Origin of the sequence: Mameliella sp. CS4, from assembly GCF_019392335.1 — a bacterium.
In the GTDB taxonomy this organism is placed as follows: Bacteria; Pseudomonadota; Alphaproteobacteria; order Rhodobacterales; family Rhodobacteraceae; genus Antarctobacter.
Map to the genome: position 1 here is coordinate 1 of NZ_JAHXRQ010000037.1, position 25,652 is coordinate 25,652.

The following is a 25,652-nucleotide window of genomic DNA, read 5'->3' on the forward strand; positions in this document are numbered from 1 at the left end:
CCTGCAGGTCGTCGACGTTGTCCTTGTTGATCTGGTCCAGATCGGAATAGCGCTGGTTTTCGTAGTCGCCGGTCTGGATCGCCCATTGCGCCGGATCATTCATCTGCTTGATGAGATCGTCATTTGCGAATGCCGACGTGGCAATGCAAAGCGCGAGTCCAGATGTGAAAAGCGATAGCTTCTTCATAAGGATTTCCTCCCGTTGGGTGGCCGCTGGGGCCATGCTGGTGGCCGCCGCCCAAAAGCCGGGCGGGGGCCGTCTTACCCCGATCCGCTGGTCTCTCCTCCCCAACGGACCGGGTACCGGCGTTCCCCTGCGGGCGCGCCGAAATCGGTTATTCCGAGGCCTCGCCGAAGGTCGCCAGGTAGGCGATCACATCGTTACGGTCCTCTTCCTTGCGCAGGCCGGCAAAGGCCATCTTGGTGCCCTTGGCATAGTCGCGCGGCTTTTCCAGGAAGGCCGCCAGTTCCTCGGGCGTCCAGGTCTTGCCTTCATCCGCCAGGGCCTGCATCGCGTCCGAATACTTGAACCCTTCGACCGAGGCCGGGGTGCGGCCGACGATGCCGGTCAGGATCGGGCCGACGCGGTTCTTGGCGTCGGGGCCGACCTGGTGGCAGGCCTTGCACTTGCGGAACACCTTTTCACCGTCCTCGGCGTCGCCCTCCATCGCGTGGCTTTCGGCAAAGGCCACGACGGGCAACAGGGTCAGGCAGGTGACGGACAGGATTTTCTTGATCATTTTTCGGGTCTCTCCGGTTGTCTTTCAGTTCAGCCGCTCGGCATGCCAGGCCACGTGATCTCCGGCAAAGGAGTTCACGAAGAAATACGAATGGTCGTATCCCTTGTGCATCCTCACCTGTCCTGGCTGGCGCCGACGCGCCATACTGTCAGCAAGTACTTCCGGTTTCAAAAGGTCAAGGAACTGGTCGCTAGCACCTTGGTCCACTAGCAGATCGCCCTTCCAGCCGTATTCGTCCAGCAACAGGGCCGAATCATGCTGCGACCAGGTGGTTTCGTCGTCGCCCAGGTAGGCGCTCAGCTGCTTGCGGCCCCAGTCCGAGCGGGTCGGGTTGGCGATCGGCGCAAAGGCGGACAGCGACTCGAACATGCCGTGGTTGCGCACCGCCATTGTGATGGCGCCATGCCCGCCCATGGAATGCCCGGTGATGCCGTGACGGTCCTGCACCGGCAGGTTTTCCAGCACCTCGGCGCGCAGTTCCGCCAGGATGTAATCGTACATCCGAAAGTTCTGCCGCCAGGGGTCGCGCGTGGCATTCACGTAGAACCCCGCGCCCTGCCCCAGGTCATAGGCTTCGTCGTCGGCCACGCCCTCGCCGCGCGGCGAGGTGTCCGGAAAGACCACCGCCAGCCCGTGCCGCGCCGCGTGTTCCTGGAACCCGCCCTTGGTCATGGCGTTTTCGTGGTTGCAGGTCAGCCCCGAGAGATACCACAGCACCGGCACCGGCGCCTCCTGGGCCTGGGGCGGCAGGTAGACCGCGTAGGTCATTTCGCAGCCGCAGGCGTTCGACGCATGCCGATAGACGCCCTGCACGCCACCAAAGCTCCGGTTTTCCGAGACAATCTCCATCGATCAGAATTCCACGACCGCGCGGATCGACTTGCCCTCGTGCATCAGGTCAAAGCCGTGGTTGATCTCGTCCAGGGTCAGCTTGTGCGTGATCATCGGGTCGATCTCGATCTTGCCGTCCATGTACCAGTCGACGATTTTCGGCACATCCGTCCGGCCCCGTGCGCCGCCGAATGCGGTGCCGCGCCAGACCCGGCCCGTGACCAGCTGGAAGGGCCGCGTGCTGATTTCCGCCCCCGCTGGCGCCACGCCGATGATGATGCTTTCGCCCCATCCCTTGTGCGCGCATTCCAGCGCCGCGCGCATCACCTGCACGTTGCCGGTGGCGTCAAAGCTGTAATCGGCGCCGCCCTTGGTCAACTCGACCAGGTGGGCCACAAGATCGCCCTCGATCTTGGACGGGTTCACGAAATCGGTCATGCCGAAGTGGCGGCCCATCTCTTCCTTGTCGTCGTTCAGGTCGACGCCGACGATCTGGTCGGCCCCCGCCAGCCGCAGGCCCTGGATCACGTTCAGACCGATCCCGCCCAGGCCAAAGACAACCGCGCGGCTGCCGATCTCGACCTTGGCGGTGTTGATGACCGCGCCGACGCCCGTGGTGACGCCGCACCCGATGTAGCAGACCTTGTCAAAGGGCGCGTCCTTGCGGATCTTCGCCAGGGCGATTTCAGGCACCACCGTGTGGTTGGCGAAGGTCGAGCAGCCCATGTAGTGATGGATCGGCGTGCCATCCAGCATCTTGAACCGCGTGGTGCCGTCCGGCAGCAGCCCCTGCCCCTGCGTCGCCCGCACGCTCTGGCACAGGTTCGTCTTGGGGTTGAGGCAGTATTCGCACTCCCGGCACTCGGGCGTGTACAGCGGGATGACATGGTCCCCCACTTCCAGGGTGGTCACCCCTTCGCCCACTTCGACCACCACGCCGGCGCCCTCGTGGCCCAGGATGGCGGGAAAGATCCCCTCGGGGTCGGCGCCCGAGCGGGTGAATTCGTCGGTGTGGCAAAGGCCCGTCGCCTTGATCTCGACAAGGACCTCTCCGGCCCGGGGGCCGTCCAGTTCCACATCCATGATTTCCAAGGGCTTACCAGCCTCAACTGCCACAGCGGCACGCGTTCTCATCGTTTGTCCTCCTACGGCGCCGGGCAGTGTTATCCGGCGCCTCTTGCGGTGAAGTATTGATGAGCCACCTGCGACAAAACAACCAATACAATGGTGGGTATACCGCTGCATGGACTCGATCCGCGCCCCCGGGCATAGTCCGGAACACGGGAGGACAGAGACCATGAAAGCCCTTAGGATTTTCGCCGTTTTGGCCCTGGTTGGCCCGCTCGGCCCCGCCCAGGCGGCCGATTTCTCGGACCCGACCTGGCCTTGCGTTCAGCGTAAGGTTGAACGGATGTCGATGGGCCTGATGTGGCCGATCATGCCCGACGAAAACGTCACGCCCGACGCGGCGGCGCAGGCGGACATTACGAAGCTGGCCGAATTGCTGGCCCTGCGCCGGATCGAAGTGGCCGAGCTGGAAGACGAGGTTGCCGGGTTTGCCGCAACCTACAAGGGTGATCCGCAGATCCTCACCCGCGTCTTTGCCGAGGTCTTCGACACGCTCTCGCAGCGCCGCAGCCGGATCATCAAGGGCATCGCGGAATTCTCGCTCAGCCAGATCGAACTGTCGGAAAAGATCGATTCGGACCGCGGAGAGATGGACCGCCTGCTGGCCGCCGAGGAGCCGGATTTCGACCGGGTCGACGCGCTGGAGGAACAGATCGACTGGAATCAGACGATCTATACCGACCGCCAGCACTCGATCACCTATCTTTGCGAAACCCCGACGCTGCTGGAAAAGCGCCTGTACGCCATTGCCCGCCTGTTGCAGGCGCAGATCCGCGAAGACGGCTGAGTCCGGTCCCCCTTGGACAAGCGGCCCCTGATGGCATATATTGCCAATGCGCCAGCACAGGAGCCTGACATGGCCACCCGCAACGTTGTCCTGACCGATCCGCAATCGCGTTTCATCGACGATCTTGTCGCCTCCGGGCGTTATCAGAACGCCTCCGAGGCGCTGCGCGCCGGGCTGCGCCTGCTGGAACGCGACGAAATCGAGCTGCAGGAGCTGCGCGCCCGATTGATGCGCGGCGTCGACCAGGCCCGCAACGGCGAATTGGCCGAGGGCACCGGCGAAGAGGCCCTGCGCCGCGCCTTTGGCCTCTGACCCGCGCTTGCGCCCCTTTGTCCTTACCCTGCAGGCGGAAACGGCCCTGCAGGAGATCGCCCGCTGGACGGCGGACACCTTTGGCCCCCGACAGGCCCGGCTTTACGGACAAGAGCTGATCGACGGCTGCACCGCGCTGGCCGCAGGCCGCGCCCTGTCGCGCCCCTGCCGCCGCCTGATCGACCCCGCCCTGCCGGAGGACCTGCGCTTTGCCCGCGTCGGCCAGCATTTCATCGTTTTCATCGAGGCGCCCGAGCGGCTCACCGTCATCGACGTGCTGCATGTCCGCAGCGACCTGCCCCGACGGCTGGCCGCGCTTGGCGGGGACGACGCCTGACCCGCCCGCGCGCGAAGATGTGAACAGACCCAGACTTTCCGCTGCGTTCGCAGGCGCGCGCCCCTGTGGCAGACTGCGCGCGGGAGGAACCACCATGAGACATGCCATCCTTGCGGCCGCCTGTATCGCGCTGCTGTCGTCCCCTGCCCCGGCGCAGGACAACCCGCTGACCCAAAGCCCCAGCTGGCAGGACATGAAATTCGACGTGCTGGGCGACCGCCCGGTGTCCGAGGCCCCTGCCCCCTTCGCGGTGACGGCGCCCTATCGCGCCGCGGATGCGGCGATGGTGCCGCTGGAGATCACCCAGACCGATCCCGCCGTGCCGATCAATGCCGCCACCATCGTCATCGACGAAAACCCCGCGCCCGTCGCGGCGCGGCTGCAGTTCTCACCGGCGATGCTGCCGCTGGACTTTGCGCTGAACTTGCGGGTGAACCAGTATTCCAACGTCCGGGTGATCGGCGAGACGCCGCAGGGCCTGTTCATGGCCGGGCGCTTCGTCAAGGCTTCGGGCGGCTGTTCGGCCCCCGCCGGCGGTGACGCGGCGCAGGCGCTGGCGGCGATGGGCCAGATGCGGCTGGACATGGCCGACGGCGAGGCGCGGGTCTCGACCCCCCGGCGCACGGCGGAAATCATGATCCGGCACCCGAATTACTCGGGCCTGCAGCGCGACCAGATCACGCAACTCTTCATCTCGGCGCATTTCATCGACCACCTGGAGGTCTGGCAGGGCGACGAGATGCTGTTCAGCCTGGACGGCGGGATTTCCATCTCCGAGGACCCGGTGTTCCGCTTTGCCTATACCGAGAACGGCGCGCCGACGCTGAAGGTCATCGCCACCGACACCGAGGGCAACACCTTTACCCGTGAGCTGCCGAAACTGGCAGAAGGCTGAACTGCGAACGCAGCGCGTCGGCGCGGAACAAGGCCGCAGGCCGCCGCGCCGGGCCGCCCCCCCTGCCCCGCTCAGAAACAGACCAGTTCCGCCTCGACCTGGGCGCGGCGCATGTCATCGACGATATGCGCCGCCGCGACAGAGCTGTTGAAGACCGCCATGCGTTCACCGCCCACGCGGCGCATGGACAGCACGGTTTCCGCCTTCTCGTAGGCCTCGAAGGGCAGGATCGCGGCAATCTCGTCGATGGAACAGGCGCATTTCTCCAGCGCGACACGGGTCTGACCGTTCACCGCCATGCAGGCAAAGATGTAATCCGCCCGCGCCACCGTGGGATAGTCGTTCAGCCGCTGCGCCGCGCTCTGCGCCAGAACCGCGCCGGGCAAAAGGGTCAGGACCAGCGCCAGCGCCCTCACTGCTCCACCCCCTCAAACCGCATTTCCGACCGGTACACCGTGTCCGTCTCGGGGCCGGAGGTTTCGGCGGTCAGCGAGAGATACCAACCCGGCACCTCCTCGGACATGACAACGCGCATTTCCAGCTCGCCAAAGCCCTTCATCCGCGCCCTGTTCGGGTCCCCGGCAAAGGGATGCAGCCGCACGATGCGCACCGGCACGCTGCGGCCGTCGAACATGGCTGTGCCCTCTTCGACCTCGGTCGGGGCAACCAGCGCCTCCTTGACGCGGTTGCGGATGTAATAGGGGCTGCCGCCCGCCGCCTCGGCCATGTCGCGGATCACGCTTTCATAGAAATACATGATCATCGGGTTGCCGACGCTGGCCGGGAAACTCCCCAGCCCGCGGTGCTTGTCATCCTTGCGGAACTCCAGCTGCGCCAGCGGATCGTCCGCGGCGCCCAGCGTCAGGGCGATGTCGCCGGTGTCACGCTCTGCCGCCTGCGGGGCCAGCGCATTGGTGACGGCGCGCGAATAGATCAGCGTGGTCTCGGCGCCGATCTCTTCCAGCGTGCCCTTGCGGAACAACAGGTCGTAATGTTCGCCCGGCTCCACCGGCGTGGCCTGCACCGGGGCCGTGGCAAGTGCTGCGGCTATGCAGATCGCGGATAGAAGTTTCATGTGACGTGCCTCCCTGCGCCCAGAGTATTCCCCTGCGCCTCGCTGTCATGGCCGACTTTTGTCTGTGCCTGCTCCCGGGTCGTGTCCGGCTCCGGCGATTGCCAGCGGATCTTCCATTCGATCAGCGGCCGCAGCTTGGACAGCTGCACCGGCTTGTGCATGACGGTAAAGCCCTGCTCGGCCCCCAGCCGCCGGATCTGTTCGCGCCGGTCGGCGGTGATGACGATGGCGGGCACATGCACGCCGGTTTCGCGCCGGATCTCGGCGATGGCGCGCACGCCGGTATCGTCGCCGTCCAGCTGGTAATCCGCCAGCACGATATCCGGCGCCAGCCCCATGTCCCGCACATGCATCAGCGCCTCGGCGGTCGAAGGCGCGGCCAGCACGCTGGCCCCCCAGTGTTCCAGTTTCTGCGTCATGGCGAACAGCACGTCCGGGTCGTTCTCGATCACCAGGATGATGCGCTCCAGCTCGACATCCGTATCCGCCGGCGCCACGGTGGGCGGCTCGACCGGGACACGGCGGCCCGGCACCCGGTCCAGCTCGATGCAAAAGAGCGAGCCGACCCCGGGTTTCGACCGCACCCAAAGCCGATGGCCCAACAGCTTGCAGGCCCGGTCCACCACCGACAGCCCCAGCCCCACGCCGGAGGCGAGCGCGACATTCTCGGCCCGGGCGAATTCCTCGAAGATGCGTTTCTGATCCTTCAGGCCGATGCCGATGCCCGTGTCCCAGACCTGCAGGATCACCTTTTTGCCCCGGCGGCGGCAGCCCACCAGCACCCGGCCCCCCGGTTCCGTGTACTGGATCGCGTTCACCACAAGGTTCTGGATCGAGCGCAGCAGGTAAACCGGGTCGGAACAGACCAGCACGTCAGAGGGCACCACCGACAGGCGCACGTTCTTTTGTTCGGCCAGCGCCGACTGGTCCTCGTAGATGCCCTGCATCAGCCCGCCCAGGCTGATTTCGCTGGGGCTGACGGCGCTGGGATCGGCGCTTTCCAGGCGCGAGATGTCCAGCAGCGAATGCAACAGCTGCTCGGTCGAGCCGAAGGCGCCATAGAGCCGTTCGACCGTGGCGGCGAATTCCGTGCCCCGCGTGCGTTCCTTGAGCGTCGCCAAAAGCAGCTTGGCCGCGTTCACCGGCTGCAAGAGATCGTGGCTGGCCGCCGCCAGGAACCGCGTCTTGGAGGACACCGCCGCCTCGGCGCGTTCCTTGGCCAGGCGCAATTCCTCTTCGACGCGGGCCTTTTCCTCGTATTGTTCGGTCAGGCGGCGGTTGGCCTCGGTCAGTTCGGCGGTGCGTTCCTGCACCCGATTTTCAAGGATCTCGGTGGCGCGGCTTTCCAGCGTCACATCGTTGAGTTCCACAAGAAACCCGTCATCGGGCAACCGGTTGACCTGCAGTTCCAGCACCCTGTCCGTGCCGTGGCGGATGCGCTTGCGCAGCCAGCCCTCGTGCTGCAGGTGCCGCCGCCAGGCCTCGACCCGCAGGTCGGCATCCTCGGCCACCAGGGAATTGTTGCGCAGGAAATCCAGCAGCCGGGTCAGCGTCGTGCCCTTTTGCAGCAGTGTGAACGGCAGGCCCAGCAATTGCCGGAATTGCCGGTTGTACATCATCACCTCTCCCGAAGAGGAAAAGGTGCAGACGCCGGATGTCATGTCCTCGAACGCAGCCTGGATATAGGCCGCCTGCCGGTCGATCAGCAGTTCCTTTTCAGATCGGCTCTGCCGCACGATCGAGGTGATTTCGGTCAGCAAAAGCACCACGTTCGACGAGGACGTGCGCTGTTGGCTGAGCTGATACCAGCGGTCTCCGCGCAGCTCGATCACCACCGACCGGACAGAGGCGCCGGTGCCGCCGCGATCCTCGGGGGCGAAATTGCGGGTGATGCCGCGGTCGGTCGAGACCAGCGCGCGGCTATGCATCATGTAATCCAGGTAGTCTTCCAGCCGCAGCCCCTTGCGCACGCGAAAGGCCACGTCGGGCAGAAAGGTGCGGAACAGCACGTTGCAGATGTCCAGCCGCCCGCCGGTGAACAGGGCAAACCCCTCGCCCATCGCCGACAGCGCATCCTCCAGCGTGCGGCGGGCGCGTTCGCGGTCGTAGCGGACGCTTTCCAGCTCGGTTGCGGCGCGTTCCAGGTCGCGGGTCTTGGCCGCCACCTGCGCCTGCAGTTCGATGGCCGACTGAAAGGCGCTGTAGGCCGAGACGCCGACATCGTTGCTGCGGTTGGCGCGGCGCATCAGCGCGTCGATGATCTTGGCCTGCCGGGCGATCTGTTCCTCGGGCGGGGCGTTCTCGTCGACCAGGCTCATCCCAGCGCCCTGCCCGCCGGGTCAAAGAAGGCGACGCCGACAAAGGTCTGGTTCATGTGGACGCCGCAATGCTGTTCGCCATAGGTGTTGAAGCCCAGAACCTTGTGCGCCCGGAACAGCGCCGAGGCCTCACCGCCCAGCTGTTTCTGTTCGATCTCCAGCTTGCGCAGCACGCAGTCAAAGCCAAGGATGAAATCCGGCGTCAGCCCGCCGGGGCCCGACACGCCAAGCCCCGCCTCCAGCGTCTTGATGATCTCTGTCCCCTTGCCCAGGGTCAGCACCACGCCGTCGTCGATGGCGGCCAGAAAGGACAGCGCCTGCCCGTCCTTCACGCTGCTGATGGCGCGGACGTAGTAATTCTGATTATAGCGCACGAGGATCGGGTTTTCGGCAAAGATCTGCGGCGACAGGTCTGCGACCCCGCAGCCCACAAGCCGGGCATATTCCTGCGCCGCCGGGGCGCCGTTGATCTCCTTGACCAGCCGTTCTTCGGGGTCGGCGTCGGTGATGACCAGCTGCGTGTCCGTGGGCAGGAAATGGTCGAACCCGATGCCCTGGAACTGCAGGTCCGTTTCCAGCAGCATCAGAAGCGCCACGTTGCTGCGGAACTGCCCGTTGTGCAGGATCAGCGTTTCCCCGAACGACAGCCCGTCCCCCGCCGATCCGCCAAAGACCGGCAGGTCGTCCAGCACGGTTTCCAGCGTCGAGATCAACAGGTCTTCCTGTTTCGACAGCCCGTCCGACAGGATCAGCGCCAGCCGGTTCCAGCCGGCGGTGCGCTGGAACCGCACCGCGTGGCGCGTTGCCTGGGCGGCGATCTCGGTGATCGAGATCGGTTTCAGCGGTTCGATCAGCAACGAGGCACAGCGGAAATGTTCGCGCGGAAAGGCGATCAGTTGCAGCGCCCCGGTTTCGTAGCCATGCGCGGTGATCTGCCCGGCGGTGGTGCAGCCAAAGACCGGCACGCCGTCCATGTGGCGGGTCAGCTCCTGCGCCATCACCTCGCGGTCGAAACTCTGCGGCATCAGCGCCAGCACGAAACAGGTGTCGCGCGGGTCGATGCAGGCCGTCGCCTCGCGCACCGCGGCGCGTGTGTCCGTCTGCGTCGAGGCGCCGACCCGCACATGCTGCGGTGAGATGTCTTCGTCCCGCATGTTACCGGCTCAGGAAGGCCTGCGCCTCCGGATCCAGCCCCGCGGCGCCGGACACCGAGTTTTCCATCATGACGGCGGCCTGGGTCCGGTTCTGCACCCCCAGGCGGCGCAACAGCGCGGTGATATGCGCCTTGACCGTGGCCTCTGCCAGCGACAGTTCATAGGCAATCTGCTTGTTCGGCTTGCCGGCGCAGATCAGTTTCATGATGCGTTTCTGCTGTGGCGTCAGCTCGGCAAAGCGGGGGTTCATCTCGGCGGCGTCGTCCGGGTCACTGGGTTGCGGCGCCGATTGCAGGATGTCCTTGGGGAAGTATTTCCGCCCCGAGGCGATTTCCGTCAGGACAGAGGCCAGCACCTTGGCCGAGGCATCCTTGGGCAGGAAGCCCGCCGCCCCTTCGCGCATCAGCGTGCGCACCAGCTCGACCGAGGCGAGCGAGGAAATCACCAGGATCGGCGTGCTGGCCATACGGTCGCGCAGTTCCAGGAATCCCGAAATGCCGGTCACATCCGGCAGTTTCAGATCGAACATCACCAGGTCCGGTTCCAGCCCGCCCTTGAGCTGCGTCATCGCCTCTTTCAGCGTTCCGGCCTTCTGCACGGCGCAGTCGGCGAAGACGATGCCAAGGGCGGCGGCCAGGGCGTCACTATACAGCGGATGATCGTCAACGATGAGAACAGATGAGAAACACCCATCCGGCACGGTGGCCGTGTCATGATACATCTTATGTTTCCTCCCAGCTTTGGAAGATACCCAAAGTTCGCCCCTTGTCCATTTTTTACGTGGCCGGAACGGGTTTGCGCGGCGCCCCGCCGGGACACCGCGCCAACACCCGGCCAAGGAGGGAGTCAGGCCAGGGCGCCGTTCTGCTTGGCCACATGGGTGGCGATCAGGTCCATCAGCGGCGGCGAGAGGCAGTCATAGGGCGTCAGGCCGAGTTCCGTCAGCCGGCCGCGGATCTCGTCCATGCGGTCGGGCGAGACCCCGGATTCGATGATCGACGAGACAAAGGCGGCGAATTCCGGCGCCGCCCATCCGGTCTTGTCCGACAGTTCCGTGTGCACGAAGTCCAGCCCGTGGAACGGGTGGCCGGTGTTCTCGATCCGGCCATACATATGCACGCCGCAGTCGCGGCAGGCATGGCGCTGGATCGCCGCATCCGCATCCACGATGTCCAGCTTGTCGCCGTTTTCCGTCACCTTGACCTGGTCGCGCCCGACCACCGCGATCTGGCTAAAGATGGCGCCCGCCGGCTTCCAGCACTTGGTGCAGCCGCAGACGTGGTTATGCGCGGTCTGGGCGCCGACCTCGACCTTGACCGGTGCGCTGGTGCATTTGCAGGTCAGCGTCCCGCCCGAGAACCCGGGCGCCGTGGGCGGGATGCCGTTGTCCACCTGGGGGTGGATTTTCACATGGGTGTATTTCGGGGTGGCGTCGTCGCCGTCTCCGCCGCCAAAAAGCTTGTCCAAGAGTGCCATTTTTCGTTCCTCCCTGCGATGACGGCAGGTTTCTGCCGCATCTTACGCAGCGTGAGGCACGAGGGGGGATCTTGGCAATTCAGCCGATGGTATCGGCTTTGGCGCATCGGTCGACCGGGCCCGGCGCGCGGGTGACCCGTACAACCCCCTGTCGGGAAAGGGTTTTCGCGGGACCTTACCCGTGGGTAAGGTCCCTGCCCTGCTCAATCTTCGTCCAGCGCGGCATAGAATGCCGCCACCGCGCGTTCCAGGTTGCGCCGGTCGATGGCCGAGAAATCGCGATCGTCACGCAGCTCCAGCCGGCCTTGCGAGGCATTGCAGCGTGCGATGCCCTCGGGCAGCGCGACCTGAAAGGTGGTCTTGGGCTTGCGCGGCTTGGCCTTGGTCGCAGGCGTCTTACCCGTGGGTAAGGTCGCCCCCTCGCCCTGCGCAAAGCCGCGCAGGATCTCGACCTCGCGCGCGGCGTCGCGGCGCGGTTCGGCGCGCAGCGCGGCGCTGACCTGCGCGATCAGCGAAGGCTCGTTGTCGATCCGCCGCTTGAGGTCGACGCCCACGTTGCGCGGGATGTCCTGCGGGTGTTCCAGCACCTTTTCCAGCCGGTGCAACAATTCGGCAAAGGCGCGGATATAGCTGCGTTTGACGTAGCTGGCGGATTTGAACAGCACCGCCACCGCCTCTGACACATCGGTGCAATCGTGGCGCGGATCGGCGGCATAGCGGCGCGCCAGCGTGGCCATTTCCGCGAAAGAGATATCGCGCCGCACCAGGTTTTCATCGACCATCCGGCGATAGCTACCTTCGGTCTGCGGATCGGGCGGCACGATGCCCGCCGGAATCGTGTCGAACCCCGGTTCACCCGCCGCCTGAAGCGCGCGAAAGGCCATCAGCCGGCGCATCCCCTGGATCAGTTCATAGCGCCCGTCGTCGCGGGTTTCGACGCGGATCGGGTTGGACAGGCCGATCTCGCGGATCGAGTCCCGCAGTTCGCCCAGCTCTTCATCCTCGCCCGGCTTGCGGTCGCGCAACAGCTTTTCCGTCACCACCGCGTCCAGCGGGATACGGTCGGTGATCAGCCCTTCGCGTTTCAGGCGGACGAACTCCTGCGCCAGCTTGTCGTTCTCTTCGCGGATGCGCGCCTCGGCGGCCTGGCGGTCGCGCAGCGAATGGGCGTTTTCCGAAATGGCCGAGGCCATCGGCCCGCGCCGCGCGGGTTTGTCGGGCGCCTTGGGCTGAGGGGTCTCGGCGCTCCGGTCGGGGCCGTCATTGGACCCAAGGTCCGGCCCGACGTCCGGCCCCACGTCAGGCATGTCGATGTCGAAAATCCTGCGCTTCTTGCTCATCCTTCAGCCTCCATGTTGTCCCAGGCGCCGATCACGGTCGCGCGGAATTCCTCATAGGCCTGGTCGAATGTAGATCTTGCTCTGCGCCAGGTCTCGCGGGTCATCTCCCGGTAATCCATTTCGTATACCGAGCTGAGGAATCGCCCCGACTGTTCCACCGCGCGGGTCAGTTCCACCGGGTGTTCTGCCAGCTGTTCGCCAAAGACCTTGCCAAAGGCATCCTGCATGGCGCGGTGCAGGTCGTTGCCCGGCTCGAATCGGGTCAGCAGGAACCGCACATCGTGGAAGGCTTTCGGCAGGTTGATCTTACCCGTGGGTAAGGTCCCGTCGAACCCGTGCGACAGATCCTCCAGCGCCTCGGCCAGCTGCCCGATAAAGGAGGTCGTCGAATCGTATTCCCAGTAGCCAGGACCGGAGGGCACATACAGCACGTCCGCCGCAAAGACCGCGTTCATCGACTGGTAACCGATGGCGGGCGGGCAGTCGAAAAGGATCAGGTCGTAACTGTCATCGGGGATCTGGTCGAGGTAGCGCGACACGGCGGCAAAGAAGGACCAGTCGGGATTGAGGTGCCGGTATTGCGCGCTGGCAAACTCGACGAAGGCGGCATTGGCGCAGCTTGGGATCGCGTCGATGGTCGACCAGCAGGTCGGCTTGATGAAGTCGGTGATGCGCAGCTCGCCCAGGCCCAGTTCGGTGATCGCGGCGGGCAGGTGGCGGCGGGGCAGGGCGGCGCCGCTTTCGGCGCCCACGGGACCGGCGTTCATGCGCTCTGTCTCGCGGATCAGGTCGCGGGCCATGATGCCCCAGACGGTGTGATCCTCGGCCACGTCGGTCAGGCCCATCGAATGGCTCAGCGTCGCCTGAGGGTCGAAATCCACCACCAGCACGCGGTAGCCGTCAAGCGCGGCCGCATGGGCGAAATGCAGCGCCACGGTCGACTTGCCCGCGCCGCCCTTGAAATTGGCGATGGCCGCGCGCACGGCGCGTTTGCCGGCGGGGCGGGCGGGCATCAGGCTGCGCTTGTTGATGCGCAACCGGCGGCGCAGCTCGTTGATCTCTTCGAGCGAGAACCAGCGCTGCCGCCCGTCCGGTTCGACCTCTCCGGCGGGCAGGGTGGGATCGGCGGCCAGCTTGCCGCGAAAGGTGGACTGGTTGATGCGAAAGATCAGCTCTGACACCTCCCAGGACGAGAAGCGGCGCAGGGTCTTTTCCATCTCGGGCGAGAAGGTCTGTTGCCGGATCCAGCCCTGCAGTTTCAACGAGCGGTTTTGAAGGGCGCTCAGGTCCTCATGTGTGAACATGCCTCGGTTTCCTTTTCGGACGTTCTTTCGCGACGTTCCTTCATTTACGCCCGATTTGCGTTTTTGGCAAAAGAATTTATCCTGTGGATGGATCTTACCCGTGGGTAAGATCCGCCCGTGAAATCAAGCCCCTGCGAATCGGAGTCGATTCGGGGGCAGGGCGGGAAAGGGAGCCTGGACGGTGGCACCGTCCCCTTGATGGCCGCGCTAGATATAGGGGGACACCCCAGGCACCCAGACGAGCCATAGGGGGACATTTCCGGCCTATAGGGGGACAGACAGGATGTCCCCCATCACCATAAACTCACCTTTTTCTTTGAAAATGGATTAGGGTCAGGGGGGCTCTGGTCCGGGGGCAGCGCACGGTCCCTTGACAGAATCGCAACTCTGGACGCAAATTGTCCTCAAGCTCGGAAAAGCGTTGGCAGCGCGAGATAAACCGGGCAAATGAGGCGGGATCTTCCCGGCAGGACATGAGCGGAGCCTACCATGCAGGCGATCAAAGCGGTGGGGCGCAATGCGCCCGCCATGAAATACGACATCCTGTCGGCGCTTGGCGTGCTGGCGTTGTCGCTGGACAAGCACCGGCAGAAACTGATCCTGCGGCTCATGGTGCTGATCACCACCCGGTACAACTGGCAAAGCGGAGAACTGAGCATCGGCCGGGCCGAGATTGCCCGGCTGTGGTCGGTGGACGAACGCACGGTGAAACGCGAACTGGCCAAGCTGCGCAGCCTCGGCTGGCTGGAGGTCAAGCGCGCAGGGGTCAAGGGCCGGGTGACGGTCTACACGATCAACCTAGCGGCGCTGCTGGGCGAGACCCGCGAGATCTGGGAGGTGATCGGCCCGGATGTGGCGGCGCGTCTTGGCACCCCCGAGGAGGCGCCCGCCCCACAAGACCCCAAGGTCGTGCCGTTTCAACCGCGCGCGGCGGCGACAGCGGGGCAGGGGGGGCTCTGGGATCAGGCGCTGGCCGTGCTGGAGGCCGGGGATGCGGCGCAGACGCGGGCCTGGTTCGCCGGGCTGGTCGAAGCGGAGTGCGCGGGGGGCCGGCTGACGCTTCTGGCGCCGTCACGCTTTATCGCGGATTACGTCGCCAACCACCATGCCGCCCGGCTTTTGGCGGTGGTCAGCGGGATCGACCCATCGGTGCGCGATGTGCGGGTCGAGGCCGGGTAGGGCGCTGTGACCTGACGTCTATTCCGCCGGTTCCGCGGCCTTCTTCGGTGGCGCGTCGCGGTAGGTGAGCGTTGCGCCCTCTTGTGCCGCATGGCCCTGGGCACGGGCCTGCAGCGCGCCGTGATGGGGGGATTTCACGCAGACCGGATCGGTCGCGGCGGGATCGCCCGCAAGCGCCATCGCCTGGCAGCGGCAGCCGCCGAAATCTACCGTCTTGCGCTCGCAGCTGGAGCAGGGCTCCTGCATCCAGTCGGTGCCGCGATAGGCGTTGAAGGCGGCGCTCTCGCGCCAGATCTCGCCCAGCGGACGGTCCTGCACGTTTTCGAATGTCAGCTGCGGGATGGTCTGGGCGGCGTGGCAGGGCAGGACCTGCCCGTCCGGCGCCACGTTCAGCCCCGTTGTGCCCCAGCCCCCCATGCAGCGCTTGGGATAGTCGCCGTGGTAATCGGCGGGGACGTAGTCGATCACCAGTGTGCCTTTCAGCGCGGCGCGCGCCTCTCCCACGATGCGTGTGGCCTCTGCGGCCTGTTCGCGGGTGGGCATCAGCGCGTCGCGGTTCTTCATGGCCCAGCCGTGGAATTGCACGGTGGCGACCTCGATCCGGCGCGCGCCCATCTCTTGCGCCATCTCCAGAGCGCGGGGCAGTTGGTGCAGGTTGCGCCGGTGCAGCACGGCGTTCAGCGTCAGGGGAAAGCCGATCTCGCCGATCCACCGGGCCACCTGCATCTTGCGGTCAAAGCCGCCGCGATAGCCGCCGATTTCATCGGCCATCTCTGCATCCGTGCCTTGCAGCGACAGTTGCACGTGGTCCAATCCCGCCGCGTCCAGCTCTTGCAAGCGGCGCTGTGACAACCCGATGCCGGAGGTGATGAGGTTGGTGTAAAGCCCCGCGTCCCGCGCGGCGCGCACCAGATCCACCAGGTCGCGGCGCGAGGCGGGTTCGCCCCCGGACAGGTGCAGTTGCAGAACGCCCAGGTCGGCGGCCTCTTGGAACACGCGGGTCCATGTCCCGGTGTCCAGTTCCAAGTCGATCCGGGCCAGGTCCAGCGGGTTGGAACAATAGGGGCAGGAGAGCGGGCAACGGTGCGTCAGCTCTGCCAGCATGGCGATGGGGGGCGGTGGGGTCATTGGGTCACGTCCAGGAAACGCCGGTCGCGCAGGGCACCGAGAAACCCGGCGCTGTCCTTGGCGATCTCTTCGGCGGGGGCGTCGTATTTCCGCGCCAGGTCGGCGGTGATCTGTGCAAAGCTGCGGGCGCCGTCGACCTCGGACAGGATGGCATGGCCCACGGCGTCCAGCGTGATGGCGCGTTCGGGCGCCAGCAGGACCCAGGTGTCGCGCACCCGGTCGAAATGCAGCCGCACGCCGCGGGGCAGGGCGGGGATGTCACCCGGTTCGATCATGAGGCGCGTTTCAGCGCCAGCCCCTCGCCCGGTTGCCAGGCGCCGGGGGGGATGCGGGCGGGATCGACATAGGCCGAATGCAGCGCGTCAAGCTGGGACCAGAGCACATCTGTTTTAAAGATCAGGGCCTTGGCGGCCATGTCCTGCTTTTCCTGCGTGTCGGCATGGTCCAGCACCCAGCCCAGGCCAAAGGCCACGTCCTTGGGCGCCTCCTTTAGCCGGTTGCGGAAGTAGGAGAGCGAGCTGTCATCGGCGAAATCGTAGTTCTTCAGCAGCCCCTCGATGCGGTTGGCGTGGATCTTGGGCGCGAAAAGCTCTGTCAGCGAGGCGGCGACCGCCTCCAGCAATGTCTTTTCGCGGACAAAGCGCACATAGGCGTCGACGGCGAATTTTGTGGCGGGCAACACGCCCTCGCAAGAGGCGACATAGTCGGGGTCCAGCCCCACCGCCTGCGCAAGGCGCAGCCAGCGGCGGATGCCGCCCTCGTTGCTGTCGGTGCCGTCGTGATCCTCGATCCGGCTCCGCCAGGCGCGGCGCAGGTCCGGGTCCTCGACCCGGGACATGAAGGCGGCGTCCTTCATCGGGATCGAATGCTGATAGTAATAGCGGTTGATGACCCAGGCGCGCACCTGGTCGGGGGTGCAGCCGCCGCCGTGCAGGAGGTCATGGAAAGGGTGCAGGTCGTGATAGCGCTCGGCGCCGATCTGGCGCAGGCGGGCTTCGAAATCCTCGCGGCTTTGGGTCATGTGGTGATCTCCATTCCGTCCTGTCCGATGGTCCATCCGGCGGCCTCGGCGCTGGCGCGTTCCTCGGATGCCGGGCGCAGCACCGGGTTGGTGTTGTTCATGTGCACAAAGATCTTGCGGGCGATGTCCAGCCCGTCGAAGGCGGTCAGAGAACCATCCGGCCCGCTCATCGACATATGGCCCATGCGCTGGCCGGTCTTGCGGCCCAGCCCTTCGGCAATCATCTCGTCATCGCGCCAGAGCGTGCCGTCGAAGAACAGCAGGTCAGCGCCGCGCAGGCGCGCGCGCAGGTCATCGGTCAGCATGGCGCAGCCGGGGATATACAGCGCGCGGGTGTCGCCGCTGGTCAGTTCGACGCCCACGGTCTGGTCGCCGATCACATCGGTCTCGACCGTCTCGCCCTCCATGTACAGCGGCACCTTGCCGGGCACCGGGAACAGCGTCGCCGTCACGCCGGGCAACAGCTCGAACGGGTGGTCCAGGTCGATGGCCCTGCGGGTGACGACATTGGCATTCAGCGCGTCGAACACCGGGTTCTGCGCCAGGACGTCGTGTATGCCCGAGGTCGCAAACAGGGTGAATTCCTGCATCTCGCGCAGGGTCAGCAGGCCGGCCACATGGTCGATATCTCCATTTGTCACCAGCACGGCGCGCAGCGGGCAGTCTCGCAGCCCCGTCGGATACAGCGCGGGCGTGCAGGAGAGTTGGTGACGAATGTCCGGGGAGGCGTTCAATATCGCCCAGCTGTGGCCGTCCGCTGACACGGCAAGAGAGGATTGCGTCTGCGAGGGAATCTCCCCGGCGCGGGCGAGGGTGCAGTTGCGACACCCGCAGTTCCACTGCGGCAGGCCACCGCCCGCCGCCGCCCCGAGGATATGCGCGCGGAAACTCATGATACCCTCCGCGCGCCGCGACTCAGAACAGGACGCCGTCGTCGTGTTCGGGGCCGTACATGTTGATTTCCATGCCGCATTCGATTTCGCGGATCGCGGGTTTGGTCCAGGCCATTGTCATTCCTCCTTTGACGTGGGTGCCTTTTCAGCCCCTCGACTGTCGCACCCGGGCCGGCGGCCTGACGATTCTTATTTTCTAAGAACCGCGGGCGACGATCGGGGCGTTTCCGGTGAGGCAAAATCCCTTGTTCCGTATCGTCCTGATTTCAAACATGAAATCATGGCCGTGCAATTTCTTGCGCAGATAGCCGATGTAGACGTCTACGACGTTTTCACTAGTCCCCTCCGCCGACCAGAGGTGGTCAAAGATCGTGCCCCGGTGCAGCGGGGTGCCCGCGTGTTCGGCCAGGAGGCACAGCAGATCCGCCTCACGCTCGGTCAGGGTGATTTCCGAGGCGGGGCCGCTGAGCACGCGGTCGGGCAGGGTCAGGCGGGCGGCTTGCGGGGCCTGCCGGTCGGCGCGGCGTTCCTGAACCCGCAGCCGGGCCACCAGTTCGTCAAAGGAGAAGGGTTTGACGATGTAATCATCCGCCCCGGCCTCAAGGCCCGCCGCGCGGTGTTCGACCTCTGACAGGGCCGAGAGCATGAGGATCGGCAGGGTGGCGCCGCGCGCGCGGGCGGTGCGCACCAGGTCCAGCCCGCTGTCGGCGCCCAGCATCACGTCCACGATGGCACCGCGAAAGGCCTCTGCCATCAGCCGGTCAAGGGCGCGGTCGGCGCGGTTTTCGGTTTCGGCCTCATAGCCGTGCAGCGCCAGCCCCCGGGCCAGGGCCGAGGTGATCTGCGGGTCGTCGTCGACAATGAGCAGGCGCGCGGTCATGGGCGCAAGCTACTCCGCCGCAAGCGGAAGGAGAACCGCGATCTTGGTCCCGGATGGCCCGTCCGGCAGCGGGCTGGCGAGGTCGATCCGTCCGCCCTGTTCCTCGATCACCCAGCGGGCCAGCGCCAGGCCGATGCCGAACCCCTGGGCATTGGCGGCGGTGCCCTGGGCGAACCGGTCAAAGATGCGGGCCTGATCCTGCGGCGGGATGCCGGGGCCATGATCGGTGACCGCGATCCCCGCCAGCGCGCCGTCCCGCGCCGGGCCGATCCGCACCAGCCCGCCGGCGCGGGCGTGGCGGATGGCATTGCGCACCAGCCCGGCCAGCACCTGCCGCAGCCAGTTGGGATCGGCGCTGACAGTCAGTTCGGGGATTTCGGACAGCTCCAGCCGCATCCCGGCGTTCTCGATCTCGGCGCGGACTTCCTCGGTCACATCCTCGGCGATGCGGGGCAGGGGGGCGGGCTGGACCTCCAATGCCAGTTGCCCGGTATCGGAGCGCGCCACGCGCAGGAGGTCGTCAATCCGCCGGTTCAGCCGCGCCGCCCGCGTCTCGATCGTGGCAAAGGCCTCTGGCGCGGCGCCGGTCTGGCGGCCGATCTGCGCCTCCATCAGGATCACCGTCAGCGGCGTGCGCAATTCATGGCTGATGTCGGCGAAAAAGCGGCGGCGGTTCTCGTCGACCTGTTCCAGCCGCAGGTTGGCCGCGCTGAGCGCCTCTGTGCGGTCCGCGACGATCTCGTTCAGGCGGGCGCGGTCGGCGGCGATCTCGGCCTGACGGTCGGACAGGGCGCGGGCCATGCGGTTGGTCTCGGCATACAATTGGCCGATCTCGTCGCCACGGGTGACGGGCAGGGCGACGGCGAAATCCTCTTGCCCGATCTGGCGGGCGGCGGCGCGCAGCCGGTCCAGCCGCCCGAACTGCGGCCGTATCAACCCGAAGTAGAAGAGCGCCACCAGCGCCAGCGACAGAGCGGCCAGCAGGAGGGCGGTCAGGGACAGGCTGCGGCGCAGGTCCTCGATGCCTTGCAGGGTCTCGTTTCTGAACCGCGCCTCTGTGCTGACGGCCTGGCTCAGCAGCGGGTCGATGCCGCTGGCGAAACTGTCGGTCTGGGCGCGCAGGCGGTCGCGGTCGGCCTCTGGATTGGCCAGCGCCGTCACGGTGTTTTCGAGCAGCGCGCGCATCCGGGCGAGGCCCAGCGACTGGGTCGCGTGGCGCGATTGCTGGTCGATCCCCAGCGTCTCGGCCCGGATCACCACCTGTTCCAGGTCGCGGTCGAGATCGGCGAAGGTGCGGCGCAGCTGGTCGGCCAGGGGGGCCAGCCGGTCGGCCCGTGTGTCGGCGGGCAGGCCGCGTTGCACCGCCTCTGTCGCCACCACCAGGAAACCCGAAACCTGCCGCGAGAGGGCGGCGTATCGGCTCATCCGGGCCTCGGCCGCCAGCGCCGCATCCAGCCGGTCGGCGACCCGCGTCATGCCGGTATAAAGGATCGCCGCCGCCAGGATCGTCCCCGCACCCAAGAGCGCCGCGCCCAGACCCAGCCGCAGTTTCAGCGAGAGCGAGGGGAACAGGCGCATGGGCGTCTCCTTCCGGGGTGACCGGTTTCTGGGCATTCAGGGGGAGGTGCCCGAAATTTATGCGCCGCTTTGTGACAGGGTTTCGTGGCGGCGCAGGGAATTTTTCGAGTTCTAGCCGGTTTCATGGCATCATGGGCCTACGACTAAAGATGTAATTGACAGGAGATTTCCATGATAGAACTGCTCTTTGTTGTCTGTATTTCGGGTGAGGTCGGGTCTTCGCAGGTCTGCGAGGAAAAGAGCCTGCTTTTCACGGATGTGACGCCGATGACCTGCATGATGGGCGCCCAGCCGGTGCTGGCGAAATGGGTCGAAAGCCACCCGGCCTTCACCATCCGGAGCTGGATGTGCAAGCCCGTGAGTTTTATCGAGCGCGACGCCTGAGATTGGACACGCGCCCTGACGGGAGGCGCAGTCGCGTGTTCGTTTGTGACCTTGGTTTTGTGATTTTGACGGTATTGGGTTTTGGGGCGCGGGGCAGGGGGGGCTGCGCGCCCCCGTCTCCCTGCGGTCGACACCCCCCGGAGTATTTTTGCAGAGAAGAAGCCGGGGCGCGCGCCTGTGCCGGAGGGCGCGCGCGGCGTCAGGTCTTGCGCTTCATCAGCCCGCGGGCGGGGTCGTAACCCCAGACCGCCGCGCCCATCAGGACGGCGACCGAAAGCGACACCCAGCCGAGCGCGGGCAGGTTCAGCTGCAGGTAGAGTGCGAAGCGGATCAGCTCGACAGCGTGGGTAAAGGGATTGGCCGCGCAGATGTCGTGCAAAAGCTCCGAGCTTTCGGCCATTTTCCACAGCGGGTAGAGCGCCGAGGAGAGGAAGAACATCGGGAAGATGACAAAATTCATCACGCCGGCGAAGTTTTCCAGCTGGCGGATGAAGCTGGAGAGGACCAGCCCCAGCGCCCCCAGCATCAGCCCCGCCAGCGCCAGGGCGGGCAGGGCGGCGACATAGCCCATTGGCGGCATGGTGATGCCGAAGCCCGCCGCCACGGCGAGGAAGGTATAGACCTGCAGGATGGAAATCGCCGTCGATCCCAGCAGCCGCGAGAAGAGCAGCCACCAGCGCGGAAAGGGGCTGGTGAGCAGGAGTCGCATGGAGCCCATCTCGCGGTCGTAGACGAGGCTGAGGGAGGACTGCATGCCGTTGAACAGCAGGATCATCCCGCAGAGGCCGGGGACGATGTAGGTCTCATAGGTGATGTAGGTCTGGTAGGGCGGGATGATCGAGAGGCCAAGCGCGGCGCGAAAGCCCGCGGCGAAGACCAGCAGCCAGACCAGCGGGCGCACAAGCGCGGCGATGAACCTTTCGCGCTGGTGGACAAAGCGCAGGAACTCGCGCCCGATGACCGCGCGCAGGATGCCCAGGTGTCCCTTGATGCCGAAACCCGTCATGCCGGCACCTTTGTCTTTGCGAGGAACCAGTCCGACAGGGGCATGTCGCCCCGGATCTCTCCGGTCTGGCCGTCGGCGATGATCTGTCCCTTGTGCAGGACCAGCAGCTGATCCTCGTCGCGGACCTCATCCGTCAGGTGGGTGGTCCAGAGCACGCAGAGCCCGTCGGTGCGGGCGAGGTCATGCACCTGAGCGGTGATCGCCATGCGCGATTCCACGTCCAGCCCCACGGTGGGCTCATCCAGCAGCAGCACGCGCGGGTCATGCAGCAGCGCGCGGGCCAGTTCGGTGCGCCGTCTGTGGCCGCCGTTCAGCGCGCGGGCCTTTTCGTCGGCGCGTTCGCGCATCCCCAGCCGGTCGAGCGCGGCGTCGATGCGGGCGGGGACCTGGGCCCGGGGCAGCCCGTGCAGCGCCGCGAAATAGGCGAGGTTCTGGCGCACGGTCAGGTCGAGGTCGAGGGTGGATTGCTGAAAGACGACGCCAAGCGCGGCCAGCGCCCGGCGCGGATGCTGGCGCATGTCCTGGCCCGCCACATGGATGTCGCCGCCCGGCGCCACCAGAAGCCGGGTCAGCAGAGAGACCAGCGTCGATTTCCCGGCGCCGTTCGGACCCAGCAGGGCGCAGAACCGGCCCGGGGGCACGGCAAAGCCCACATTGTCCAGCGCCTGCTTGGCCCCGTAGTTGAAACTCAGCCCCTCGACACGCAGCCCGTCTGTCATCGCATAATCCGTTTTATGTTATCTCTGCCAGCGTGGCCGGCGCGCCGTCCAGCCGCAGGATACGGTCTGCCAGCCTCTCGGCCTCTGCCCGGTCGTGGGTCACGAACAGCGTCGCGGGCCGGGTCGTGGCCATCAGGGATTCGGTCAGGGCCAGCATACGCTCTGCGGTCTCGGCGTCGAGCGAGGCAAAGGGTTCATCCATGATGAGCAGGTCCGGCGGGGTGGCAAAGCCGCGCGCCAGCGCCAGCCGCCTTTGCTGGCCCAGCGAGAGCTGGCCGGGAAAGAGCGTTTCCTTGCCCGCAAGGCCGACCCGGTCCAGCGCGGCGCGCGCGCCTTCGGTCCCGAGGTCGGGATGCACCAGCGTCAGGTTCTGGATCACGTTGCGCCAGGGCAAGAGCGTGGGTTCCTGAAAGACGACGGCCATCCGCTCGGGCCGGTCGACATGACCGGTGAAATCCTCGTCGGTGCCAGCAAGGATGCGCAGGATGGTGCTTTTGCCGATGCCCGAGGGGCCGACCAGCGCCACGCATTCGCCCGGCGCGATGTCGAAATGCACCCGGCCCAGCACCTGCGCCTCGCCGAAATGCTTGGCCTCGATCCGGACGCGGATCATGCCTGCCTCCAGCGCCGGACGCGGCGTTCCCAGGGCTGCAGGACCAGCCATTCCACCAGCAGCATGACGCAGATGAAGGACAGCGCGTAGACCAGCACCATCGCCACGTCGAACAGCTGAAAATACAGGTGGATCTGAAAGCCGATGCCCGAAGACCGCCCGAGGAATTCGACCACCAGCACGATTTTCCAGATCACCGCGATGCCCGACCGGGCGGCGGCGGTGATAAAGGGCGCCAGCTGCGGCAGCACGATATGCGCCATGCGGCGGCGCCAGCCTATCCGGTAGATGCGCGCCATGGCGTCCAGCTGCGGGTCCATCGCGCGGGCGCCTTCGCGGATCACGGTGGTGACGTTGGGGATCTTGTTCAGCGTCACCGCCACGATGGCCGCCGTCTCGGTCAGCCCGATCCAGAGGTAACAGAGCACGATCAGCACCAGCGCGGGCAGGTTGAGAAAGATCACCAGCCAAGGGTCCAGCCAGCGGTTCACCGCCTCGGACCGGCCCATGACCAGCCCCAGCGCGATGCCCAGCCCCATTGCCAGCGCAAAGGCCCAGAGCACCCGGACAACGGTCTGGCCCAGGTGATAAAGCAATTCGCCATTGGCGAGTTCCTGGCGAAAGGGCGCCGCCAGCGCAAAGGGCGATGGCAGCACCTGCGGGTCCGCCGTCAGCCCTGCGGCCACGACCCAGAGAAGCCCCAGAAGCAGGATCGACAGGATCGTGACCGTGCGGTGCGAGGTGGCCCGCTCAGTCGAGATCCGCAAACAGCCCCTCCGGCACCCTGTCCGCCTTGCCGACCAGCTCGGCGCCGCCAAGATCGGCCATGACCTGCAGCATCTTGTTCGCGGCCTCGACGTTGACCGGGCCGCGCTCGGGAATGCCGCCGATCCAGTCGGTTTTCAGGGTCTCGAACTGGGCGTCGGTCTTGGCGTTCATGCGGGGGCGGATCGCCTCCCAGGCGGCGGGGTCATTGGCCAGCAGATCCTTGGCGTCGCGGCTGGCGTCATACAGCGCCTGCGCAAGGCCCGGGTTGGCGTCGAGGAAGCTTTCCTTGAGGTAATAGCCCAGGAGCGGCGTGTTCGGGTCCAGCCCCAACGCCTTGCCCGCGGTGTCGACGGAAATCAGCTCGCGCATGCCGCTGGCCTTCATCTTGGCCAGGAAGTGCCAGAAGTTGATCGCGCCCGCGTAATCGCCGGAGAGGCCCGACTTGAAGATCAGCGGCGGCGCGCCAAAGACCTGTTCCGTCTCGGCCTTGAGGTCGAAGCCGTGTTCCTGCTGGGCATAGGCGCGCAGGATCAGCCAGGACTTGTCCAGCGGTCCGCCCGCGATGCCGATCTTGCCGCCCGCGAGGTCCGGTAGGTCCTGCGCCTCGCTGGCCTCGGGGACAAGGATGGCGCCGACCGCGCGGCTATAGGGGATGAACACGTAATCCTTGCCCGCCGCGCGCTGGCGCGCGACCCAGATCCAGTCCGCGACGGCCATGTCGGCCTCGCCGCCCTCGACCGCGATGCGGGTGGCGCCGTTGTCGGCATAGCCCTGCACGTCCAGCGCAAAGCCATGCGCCTTGTCAAAGCCCTGTTCGGTGATGGTGGCCAGTTCCCAGTTGACGGTGCCGATTTTCAGCACCGCGGCGCGGATCGTGGGCACGTCCTGCGCCAGGGCCGGCGCAGCGAGTGTGAGCGCGGTGGCGGCAATGGCCCCGATACGGCTGAAGACGGTCAGCATGATCTTTCCTCCCCTGTCTGCCGGGCCTCTCGGCCCGGCTCTCCTGTGTCGACCCTAGTCTGCCGCAGGCGGTGCGGCGACTGGTCCAAAGGTCGTGTTTGCGCGCTACTCCGCGCGGCGACCGATCTCGTTCAGCTCGGCGTCAAGCTCGATGTCGAACTGGTTGCCGCCCTTGCAGATCACGTCGTCGAGTTCATAGCCGCCGTCGTCCATCTCGATGTCGTCCGGGTCCATCTGGCATTCCATCTCGGCCAGCAGGGCCTCGATTTTCGCGATGGTTTCGGCATCCGGGCGGTCGTCATCGGCCAGCGCGGGCGCGGCAAGGCCAAGGGTGCAGGCAAGGGCAAGTGCGTATTTCATCTCTCGTTACTCCGTCGTGTTACTGGATGTTGAAGGTGACGCGCTGGGTCTCTCCGGTGGTGCCGGGGATGCGCACGACATGGCGGCCGGGCTTGATCGCGATAAAGGACAGGGTGACCGTCCCGGCCTTGTCGAACTCGATGGAATCGATTGCCATCGGGCGGATCTCGATCTTGTTGATGACAATCTCGTTCATCCAGATCGACCGGAAAAAGCTGGGCCCCTCGATCGCCAGTTCGGCGGACCCGTCGGCGACAATCTCCAGCTCGTAATAGGCGCCCGATTGCAGGACCATGTCCTCGCCCAGCGGTTCGCCAGAGGAGAGCGTCAGGCGGATCGGGTCCTCGGCGCGGTTGCAGGCGGCCAGCAGCCCGGCAAAGCCGAAATCGTCACAAAGCGGCGCGGCGACGGCGGGGGTGGCCAGGGCAGAGGCCAGAAGGCTGGCGGCAAAGAGGGGTTTCATGGG

At 66.0% G+C, this 25,652-nt stretch carries 31 protein-coding genes and 1 pseudogene; 6 read left to right on the forward strand and 26 right to left on the reverse strand.

The window, feature by feature from the left end:
* The 4 genes and pseudogenes from KZZ07_RS24740 to KZZ07_RS24755 all read right to left on the reverse strand — a co-directional run.
* A pseudogene (locus tag KZZ07_RS24740) lies at window positions 1–187 on the reverse strand (PQQ-dependent dehydrogenase, methanol/ethanol family); the annotation flags it as partial.
* Window positions 188–335: 148 nt separating this feature from the next.
* On the reverse strand, window positions 336–740 hold the full coding sequence (locus KZZ07_RS24745; RefSeq protein WP_219518925.1) for a c-type cytochrome: 405 nt from the start codon (window positions 738–740) through the stop codon (window positions 336–338).
* Between the two features lie 24 nt (window positions 741–764).
* Complete coding sequence (gene fghA / locus KZZ07_RS24750) at window positions 765–1,589, reverse strand: S-formylglutathione hydrolase (RefSeq protein ID WP_219518928.1); 825 nt, start codon at window positions 1,587–1,589, stop codon at window positions 765–767.
* Window positions 1,590–1,592: 3 nt separating this feature from the next.
* Window positions 1,593–2,705, reverse strand: a complete 1,113-nt coding sequence (locus KZZ07_RS24755) for an S-(hydroxymethyl)glutathione dehydrogenase/class III alcohol dehydrogenase (protein WP_219518931.1) — start codon at window positions 2,703–2,705, stop codon at window positions 1,593–1,595.
* Window positions 2,706–2,868: 163 nt separating this feature from the next.
* Between KZZ07_RS24755 and KZZ07_RS24760 the strand changes: the two genes are divergently transcribed.
* The 4 genes from KZZ07_RS24760 (at window position 2,869) to KZZ07_RS24775 (ending at window position 5,030) form a co-directional block, all read left to right on the forward strand.
* The gene (locus tag KZZ07_RS24760) at window positions 2,869–3,486 is read left to right on the forward strand and encodes a hypothetical protein (RefSeq protein WP_219518936.1); all 618 of its coding nucleotides are present in this window, start codon (window positions 2,869–2,871) and stop codon (window positions 3,484–3,486) included.
* A gap of 69 nt (window positions 3,487–3,555) precedes the next feature.
* On the forward strand, window positions 3,556–3,798 hold the full coding sequence (locus KZZ07_RS24765) for a type II toxin-antitoxin system ParD family antitoxin (protein ID WP_219518939.1): 243 nt from the start codon (window positions 3,556–3,558) through the stop codon (window positions 3,796–3,798).
* Between the two features lie 7 nt (window positions 3,799–3,805).
* Complete coding sequence (locus tag KZZ07_RS24770; protein WP_219518943.1) at window positions 3,806–4,135, forward strand: type II toxin-antitoxin system RelE/ParE family toxin; 330 nt, start codon at window positions 3,806–3,808, stop codon at window positions 4,133–4,135.
* A gap of 94 nt (window positions 4,136–4,229) precedes the next feature.
* Complete coding sequence (locus tag KZZ07_RS24775) at window positions 4,230–5,030, forward strand: quinoprotein dehydrogenase-associated SoxYZ-like carrier (RefSeq protein ID WP_219518945.1); 801 nt, start codon at window positions 4,230–4,232, stop codon at window positions 5,028–5,030.
* Window positions 5,031–5,101: 71 nt separating this feature from the next.
* On the opposite strand, the gene KZZ07_RS24780 is transcribed toward KZZ07_RS24775, so the two are convergent.
* The 8 genes from KZZ07_RS24780 to KZZ07_RS24815 all read right to left on the reverse strand — a co-directional run bounded on the left by KZZ07_RS24780 (window position 5,102) and on the right by KZZ07_RS24815 (window position 13,697).
* Window positions 5,102–5,446, reverse strand: a complete 345-nt coding sequence (locus KZZ07_RS24780) for a hypothetical protein (RefSeq protein ID WP_219518947.1) — start codon at window positions 5,444–5,446, stop codon at window positions 5,102–5,104.
* Window positions 5,443–6,105, reverse strand: coding sequence for a hypothetical protein (locus KZZ07_RS24785; protein ID WP_219518949.1), 663 nt, complete (start codon window positions 6,103–6,105; stop codon window positions 5,443–5,445). The genes KZZ07_RS24780 and KZZ07_RS24785 overlap by 4 nt, the downstream gene beginning before the upstream one ends.
* Window positions 6,102–8,423, reverse strand: a complete 2,322-nt coding sequence (locus KZZ07_RS24790; protein ID WP_219518952.1) for an ATP-binding response regulator — start codon at window positions 8,421–8,423, stop codon at window positions 6,102–6,104. Before KZZ07_RS24790 ends, KZZ07_RS24785 begins: the two co-directional genes overlap by 4 nt.
* Window positions 8,420–9,577: an FIST N-terminal domain-containing protein gene (locus KZZ07_RS24795; RefSeq protein ID WP_219518955.1), complete on the reverse strand. Its 1,158-nt coding sequence runs from the start codon at window positions 9,575–9,577 to the stop codon at window positions 8,420–8,422. The genes KZZ07_RS24790 and KZZ07_RS24795 overlap by 4 nt, the downstream gene beginning before the upstream one ends.
* 1 nt (window position 9,578) lies before the next feature.
* The gene (locus tag KZZ07_RS24800; RefSeq protein WP_219518959.1) at window positions 9,579–10,298 is read right to left on the reverse strand and encodes a LuxR C-terminal-related transcriptional regulator; all 720 of its coding nucleotides are present in this window, start codon (window positions 10,296–10,298) and stop codon (window positions 9,579–9,581) included.
* Window positions 10,299–10,423: 125 nt separating this feature from the next.
* Window positions 10,424–11,053, reverse strand: coding sequence for an S-(hydroxymethyl)glutathione synthase (gene gfa, locus KZZ07_RS24805; RefSeq protein WP_219518962.1), 630 nt, complete (start codon window positions 11,051–11,053; stop codon window positions 10,424–10,426).
* Window positions 11,054–11,256: 203 nt separating this feature from the next.
* The gene (locus KZZ07_RS24810; RefSeq protein WP_219518965.1) at window positions 11,257–12,393 is read right to left on the reverse strand and encodes a ParB/RepB/Spo0J family partition protein; all 1,137 of its coding nucleotides are present in this window, start codon (window positions 12,391–12,393) and stop codon (window positions 11,257–11,259) included.
* Window positions 12,390–13,697, reverse strand: a complete 1,308-nt coding sequence (locus tag KZZ07_RS24815; RefSeq protein ID WP_219518967.1) for an AAA family ATPase — start codon at window positions 13,695–13,697, stop codon at window positions 12,390–12,392. The genes KZZ07_RS24810 and KZZ07_RS24815 overlap by 4 nt, the downstream gene beginning before the upstream one ends.
* Window positions 13,698–14,186: 489 nt before the next feature.
* Between KZZ07_RS24815 and KZZ07_RS24820 the strand changes: the two genes are divergently transcribed.
* Window positions 14,187–14,876, forward strand: coding sequence for a DnaA N-terminal domain-containing protein (locus KZZ07_RS24820; RefSeq protein WP_219518970.1), 690 nt, complete (start codon window positions 14,187–14,189; stop codon window positions 14,874–14,876).
* Window positions 14,877–14,894: 18 nt separating this feature from the next.
* Here KZZ07_RS24820 and pqqE read toward each other — a convergent pair whose 3' ends face one another.
* From pqqE to KZZ07_RS24855, 7 genes are all read right to left on the reverse strand, one after another.
* Entirely contained in the window at window positions 14,895–16,004 is a 1,110-nt protein-coding gene (pqqE, locus tag KZZ07_RS24825; protein WP_219518973.1) for a pyrroloquinoline quinone biosynthesis protein PqqE, read from the reverse strand.
* Window positions 16,001–16,279 carry a pyrroloquinoline quinone biosynthesis peptide chaperone PqqD gene (gene pqqD / locus KZZ07_RS24830; protein WP_219518978.1) on the reverse strand — a complete coding sequence of 93 codons (279 nt, stop codon included), beginning with the start codon at window positions 16,277–16,279 and terminating at the stop codon, window positions 16,001–16,003. The genes pqqE and pqqD overlap by 4 nt, the downstream gene beginning before the upstream one ends.
* Window positions 16,276–17,025 (reverse strand): pyrroloquinoline-quinone synthase PqqC, encoded by a 750-nt coding sequence (gene pqqC / locus KZZ07_RS24835; RefSeq protein WP_219518981.1) that lies wholly within the window; start codon window positions 17,023–17,025, stop codon window positions 16,276–16,278. The genes pqqD and pqqC overlap by 4 nt, the downstream gene beginning before the upstream one ends.
* Entirely contained in the window at window positions 17,022–17,918 is an 897-nt protein-coding gene (gene pqqB, locus KZZ07_RS24840; protein ID WP_219518984.1) for a pyrroloquinoline quinone biosynthesis protein PqqB, read from the reverse strand. The genes pqqC and pqqB overlap by 4 nt, the downstream gene beginning before the upstream one ends.
* A 22-nt stretch (window positions 17,919–17,940) precedes the next feature.
* Window positions 17,941–18,033: a pyrroloquinoline quinone precursor peptide PqqA gene (gene pqqA / locus KZZ07_RS24845; protein WP_043144416.1), complete on the reverse strand. Its 93-nt coding sequence runs from the start codon at window positions 18,031–18,033 to the stop codon at window positions 17,941–17,943.
* An 81-nt stretch (window positions 18,034–18,114) separates the two neighbouring features.
* The gene (locus KZZ07_RS24850) at window positions 18,115–18,798 is read right to left on the reverse strand and encodes a response regulator transcription factor (RefSeq protein ID WP_219519000.1); all 684 of its coding nucleotides are present in this window, start codon (window positions 18,796–18,798) and stop codon (window positions 18,115–18,117) included.
* Between the two features lie 9 nt (window positions 18,799–18,807).
* Window positions 18,808–20,376 (reverse strand): sensor histidine kinase, encoded by a 1,569-nt coding sequence (locus tag KZZ07_RS24855; protein WP_219519004.1) that lies wholly within the window; start codon window positions 20,374–20,376, stop codon window positions 18,808–18,810.
* A 171-nt stretch (window positions 20,377–20,547) separates the two neighbouring features.
* Here KZZ07_RS24855 and KZZ07_RS24860 point away from each other — a divergent pair, with 171 nt between their 5' ends.
* The gene (locus KZZ07_RS24860; protein ID WP_219519007.1) at window positions 20,548–20,760 is read left to right on the forward strand and encodes a hypothetical protein; all 213 of its coding nucleotides are present in this window, start codon (window positions 20,548–20,550) and stop codon (window positions 20,758–20,760) included.
* A gap of 199 nt (window positions 20,761–20,959) precedes the next feature.
* Here the strand turns inward: KZZ07_RS24860 and KZZ07_RS24865 are convergent, their stop codons facing one another.
* The 7 genes from KZZ07_RS24865 to KZZ07_RS24895 all read right to left on the reverse strand — a co-directional run bounded on the left by KZZ07_RS24865 (window position 20,960) and on the right by KZZ07_RS24895 (window position 25,649).
* Window positions 20,960–21,766: an ABC transporter permease gene (locus tag KZZ07_RS24865; protein ID WP_219519010.1), complete on the reverse strand. Its 807-nt coding sequence runs from the start codon at window positions 21,764–21,766 to the stop codon at window positions 20,960–20,962.
* Window positions 21,763–22,485, reverse strand: coding sequence for an ABC transporter ATP-binding protein (locus KZZ07_RS24870; RefSeq protein WP_219519012.1), 723 nt, complete (start codon window positions 22,483–22,485; stop codon window positions 21,763–21,765). Before KZZ07_RS24870 ends, KZZ07_RS24865 begins: the two co-directional genes overlap by 4 nt.
* A gap of 13 nt (window positions 22,486–22,498) precedes the next feature.
* Window positions 22,499–23,098 carry an ABC transporter ATP-binding protein gene (locus tag KZZ07_RS24875; protein WP_219519015.1) on the reverse strand — a complete coding sequence of 200 codons (600 nt, stop codon included), beginning with the start codon at window positions 23,096–23,098 and terminating at the stop codon, window positions 22,499–22,501.
* Complete coding sequence (locus tag KZZ07_RS24880; RefSeq protein WP_219519060.1) at window positions 23,095–23,859, reverse strand: ABC transporter permease; 765 nt, start codon at window positions 23,857–23,859, stop codon at window positions 23,095–23,097. Before KZZ07_RS24880 ends, KZZ07_RS24875 begins: the two co-directional genes overlap by 4 nt.
* Window positions 23,849–24,826, reverse strand: a complete 978-nt coding sequence (locus KZZ07_RS24885; protein WP_219519018.1) for an ABC transporter substrate-binding protein — start codon at window positions 24,824–24,826, stop codon at window positions 23,849–23,851. The genes KZZ07_RS24880 and KZZ07_RS24885 overlap by 11 nt, the downstream gene beginning before the upstream one ends.
* A gap of 105 nt (window positions 24,827–24,931) precedes the next feature.
* Window positions 24,932–25,186 carry a PepSY domain-containing protein gene (locus KZZ07_RS24890; RefSeq protein WP_219519020.1) on the reverse strand — a complete coding sequence of 85 codons (255 nt, stop codon included), beginning with the start codon at window positions 25,184–25,186 and terminating at the stop codon, window positions 24,932–24,934.
* A gap of 19 nt (window positions 25,187–25,205) precedes the next feature.
* A complete protein-coding gene (locus KZZ07_RS24895) occupies window positions 25,206–25,649 on the reverse strand; it encodes a hypothetical protein (protein WP_219519022.1) in 444 nt (147 codons plus the stop codon).
* Window positions 25,650–25,652 lie beyond the last annotated feature (3 nt).

What these genes read in the sequence shown, in the direction of transcription:
- KZZ07_RS24785 (WP_219518949.1), bottom strand. Translation starts at nt 6,105, where the DNA reads ATGAAACTTCTATCCGCGATCTGCATAGCCGCAGCACTTGCCACGGCC.
- pqqA (WP_043144416.1), bottom strand. Translation starts at nt 18,033, where the DNA reads ATGGCCTGGACCAAACCCGCGATCCGCGAAATCGAATGCGGCATGGAA.
- pqqE (WP_219518973.1), bottom strand. Translation starts at nt 16,004, where the DNA reads ATGACCCCACCGCCCCCCATCGCCATGCTGGCAGAGCTGACGCACCGT.
- pqqC (WP_219518981.1), bottom strand. Translation starts at nt 17,025, where the DNA reads ATGACCCAAAGCCGCGAGGATTTCGAAGCCCGCCTGCGCCAGATCGGC.
- KZZ07_RS24890 (WP_219519020.1), bottom strand. Translation starts at nt 25,186, where the DNA reads ATGAAATACGCACTTGCCCTTGCCTGCACCCTTGGCCTTGCCGCGCCC.
- KZZ07_RS24800 (WP_219518959.1), bottom strand. Translation starts at nt 10,298, where the DNA reads ATGTATCATGACACGGCCACCGTGCCGGATGGGTGTTTCTCATCTGTT.
- KZZ07_RS24775 (WP_219518945.1), top strand. Translation starts at nt 4,230, where the DNA reads ATGAGACATGCCATCCTTGCGGCCGCCTGTATCGCGCTGCTGTCGTCC.
- KZZ07_RS24765 (WP_219518939.1), top strand. Translation starts at nt 3,556, where the DNA reads ATGGCCACCCGCAACGTTGTCCTGACCGATCCGCAATCGCGTTTCATC.
- KZZ07_RS24745 (WP_219518925.1), bottom strand. Translation starts at nt 740, where the DNA reads ATGATCAAGAAAATCCTGTCCGTCACCTGCCTGACCCTGTTGCCCGTC.
- KZZ07_RS24820 (WP_219518970.1), top strand. Translation starts at nt 14,187, where the DNA reads ATGCAGGCGATCAAAGCGGTGGGGCGCAATGCGCCCGCCATGAAATAC.
- fghA (WP_219518928.1), bottom strand. Translation starts at nt 1,589, where the DNA reads ATGGAGATTGTCTCGGAAAACCGGAGCTTTGGTGGCGTGCAGGGCGTC.
- pqqB (WP_219518984.1), bottom strand. Translation starts at nt 17,918, where the DNA reads ATGAGTTTCCGCGCGCATATCCTCGGGGCGGCGGCGGGCGGTGGCCTG.
- KZZ07_RS24875 (WP_219519015.1), bottom strand. Translation starts at nt 23,098, where the DNA reads ATGATCCGCGTCCGGATCGAGGCCAAGCATTTCGGCGAGGCGCAGGTG.
- KZZ07_RS24865 (WP_219519010.1), bottom strand. Translation starts at nt 21,766, where the DNA reads ATGACGGGTTTCGGCATCAAGGGACACCTGGGCATCCTGCGCGCGGTC.
- KZZ07_RS24870 (WP_219519012.1), bottom strand. Translation starts at nt 22,485, where the DNA reads ATGACAGACGGGCTGCGTGTCGAGGGGCTGAGTTTCAACTACGGGGCC.
- KZZ07_RS24755 (WP_219518931.1), bottom strand. Translation starts at nt 2,705, where the DNA reads ATGAGAACGCGTGCCGCTGTGGCAGTTGAGGCTGGTAAGCCCTTGGAA.
- gfa (WP_219518962.1), bottom strand. Translation starts at nt 11,053, where the DNA reads ATGGCACTCTTGGACAAGCTTTTTGGCGGCGGAGACGGCGACGACGCC.
- KZZ07_RS24855 (WP_219519004.1), bottom strand. Translation starts at nt 20,376, where the DNA reads ATGCGCCTGTTCCCCTCGCTCTCGCTGAAACTGCGGCTGGGTCTGGGC.
- KZZ07_RS24815 (WP_219518967.1), bottom strand. Translation starts at nt 13,697, where the DNA reads ATGTTCACACATGAGGACCTGAGCGCCCTTCAAAACCGCTCGTTGAAA.
- KZZ07_RS24790 (WP_219518952.1), bottom strand. Translation starts at nt 8,423, where the DNA reads ATGAGCCTGGTCGACGAGAACGCCCCGCCCGAGGAACAGATCGCCCGG.
- pqqD (WP_219518978.1), bottom strand. Translation starts at nt 16,279, where the DNA reads ATGATCGAACCGGGTGACATCCCCGCCCTGCCCCGCGGCGTGCGGCTG.
- KZZ07_RS24850 (WP_219519000.1), bottom strand. Translation starts at nt 18,798, where the DNA reads ATGACCGCGCGCCTGCTCATTGTCGACGACGACCCGCAGATCACCTCG.
- KZZ07_RS24760 (WP_219518936.1), top strand. Translation starts at nt 2,869, where the DNA reads ATGAAAGCCCTTAGGATTTTCGCCGTTTTGGCCCTGGTTGGCCCGCTC.
- KZZ07_RS24895 (WP_219519022.1), bottom strand. Translation starts at nt 25,649, where the DNA reads ATGAAACCCCTCTTTGCCGCCAGCCTTCTGGCCTCTGCCCTGGCCACC.
- KZZ07_RS24885 (WP_219519018.1), bottom strand. Translation starts at nt 24,826, where the DNA reads ATGCTGACCGTCTTCAGCCGTATCGGGGCCATTGCCGCCACCGCGCTC.
- KZZ07_RS24810 (WP_219518965.1), bottom strand. Translation starts at nt 12,393, where the DNA reads ATGAGCAAGAAGCGCAGGATTTTCGACATCGACATGCCTGACGTGGGG.
- KZZ07_RS24860 (WP_219519007.1), top strand. Translation starts at nt 20,548, where the DNA reads ATGATAGAACTGCTCTTTGTTGTCTGTATTTCGGGTGAGGTCGGGTCT.
- KZZ07_RS24795 (WP_219518955.1), bottom strand. Translation starts at nt 9,577, where the DNA reads ATGCGGGACGAAGACATCTCACCGCAGCATGTGCGGGTCGGCGCCTCG.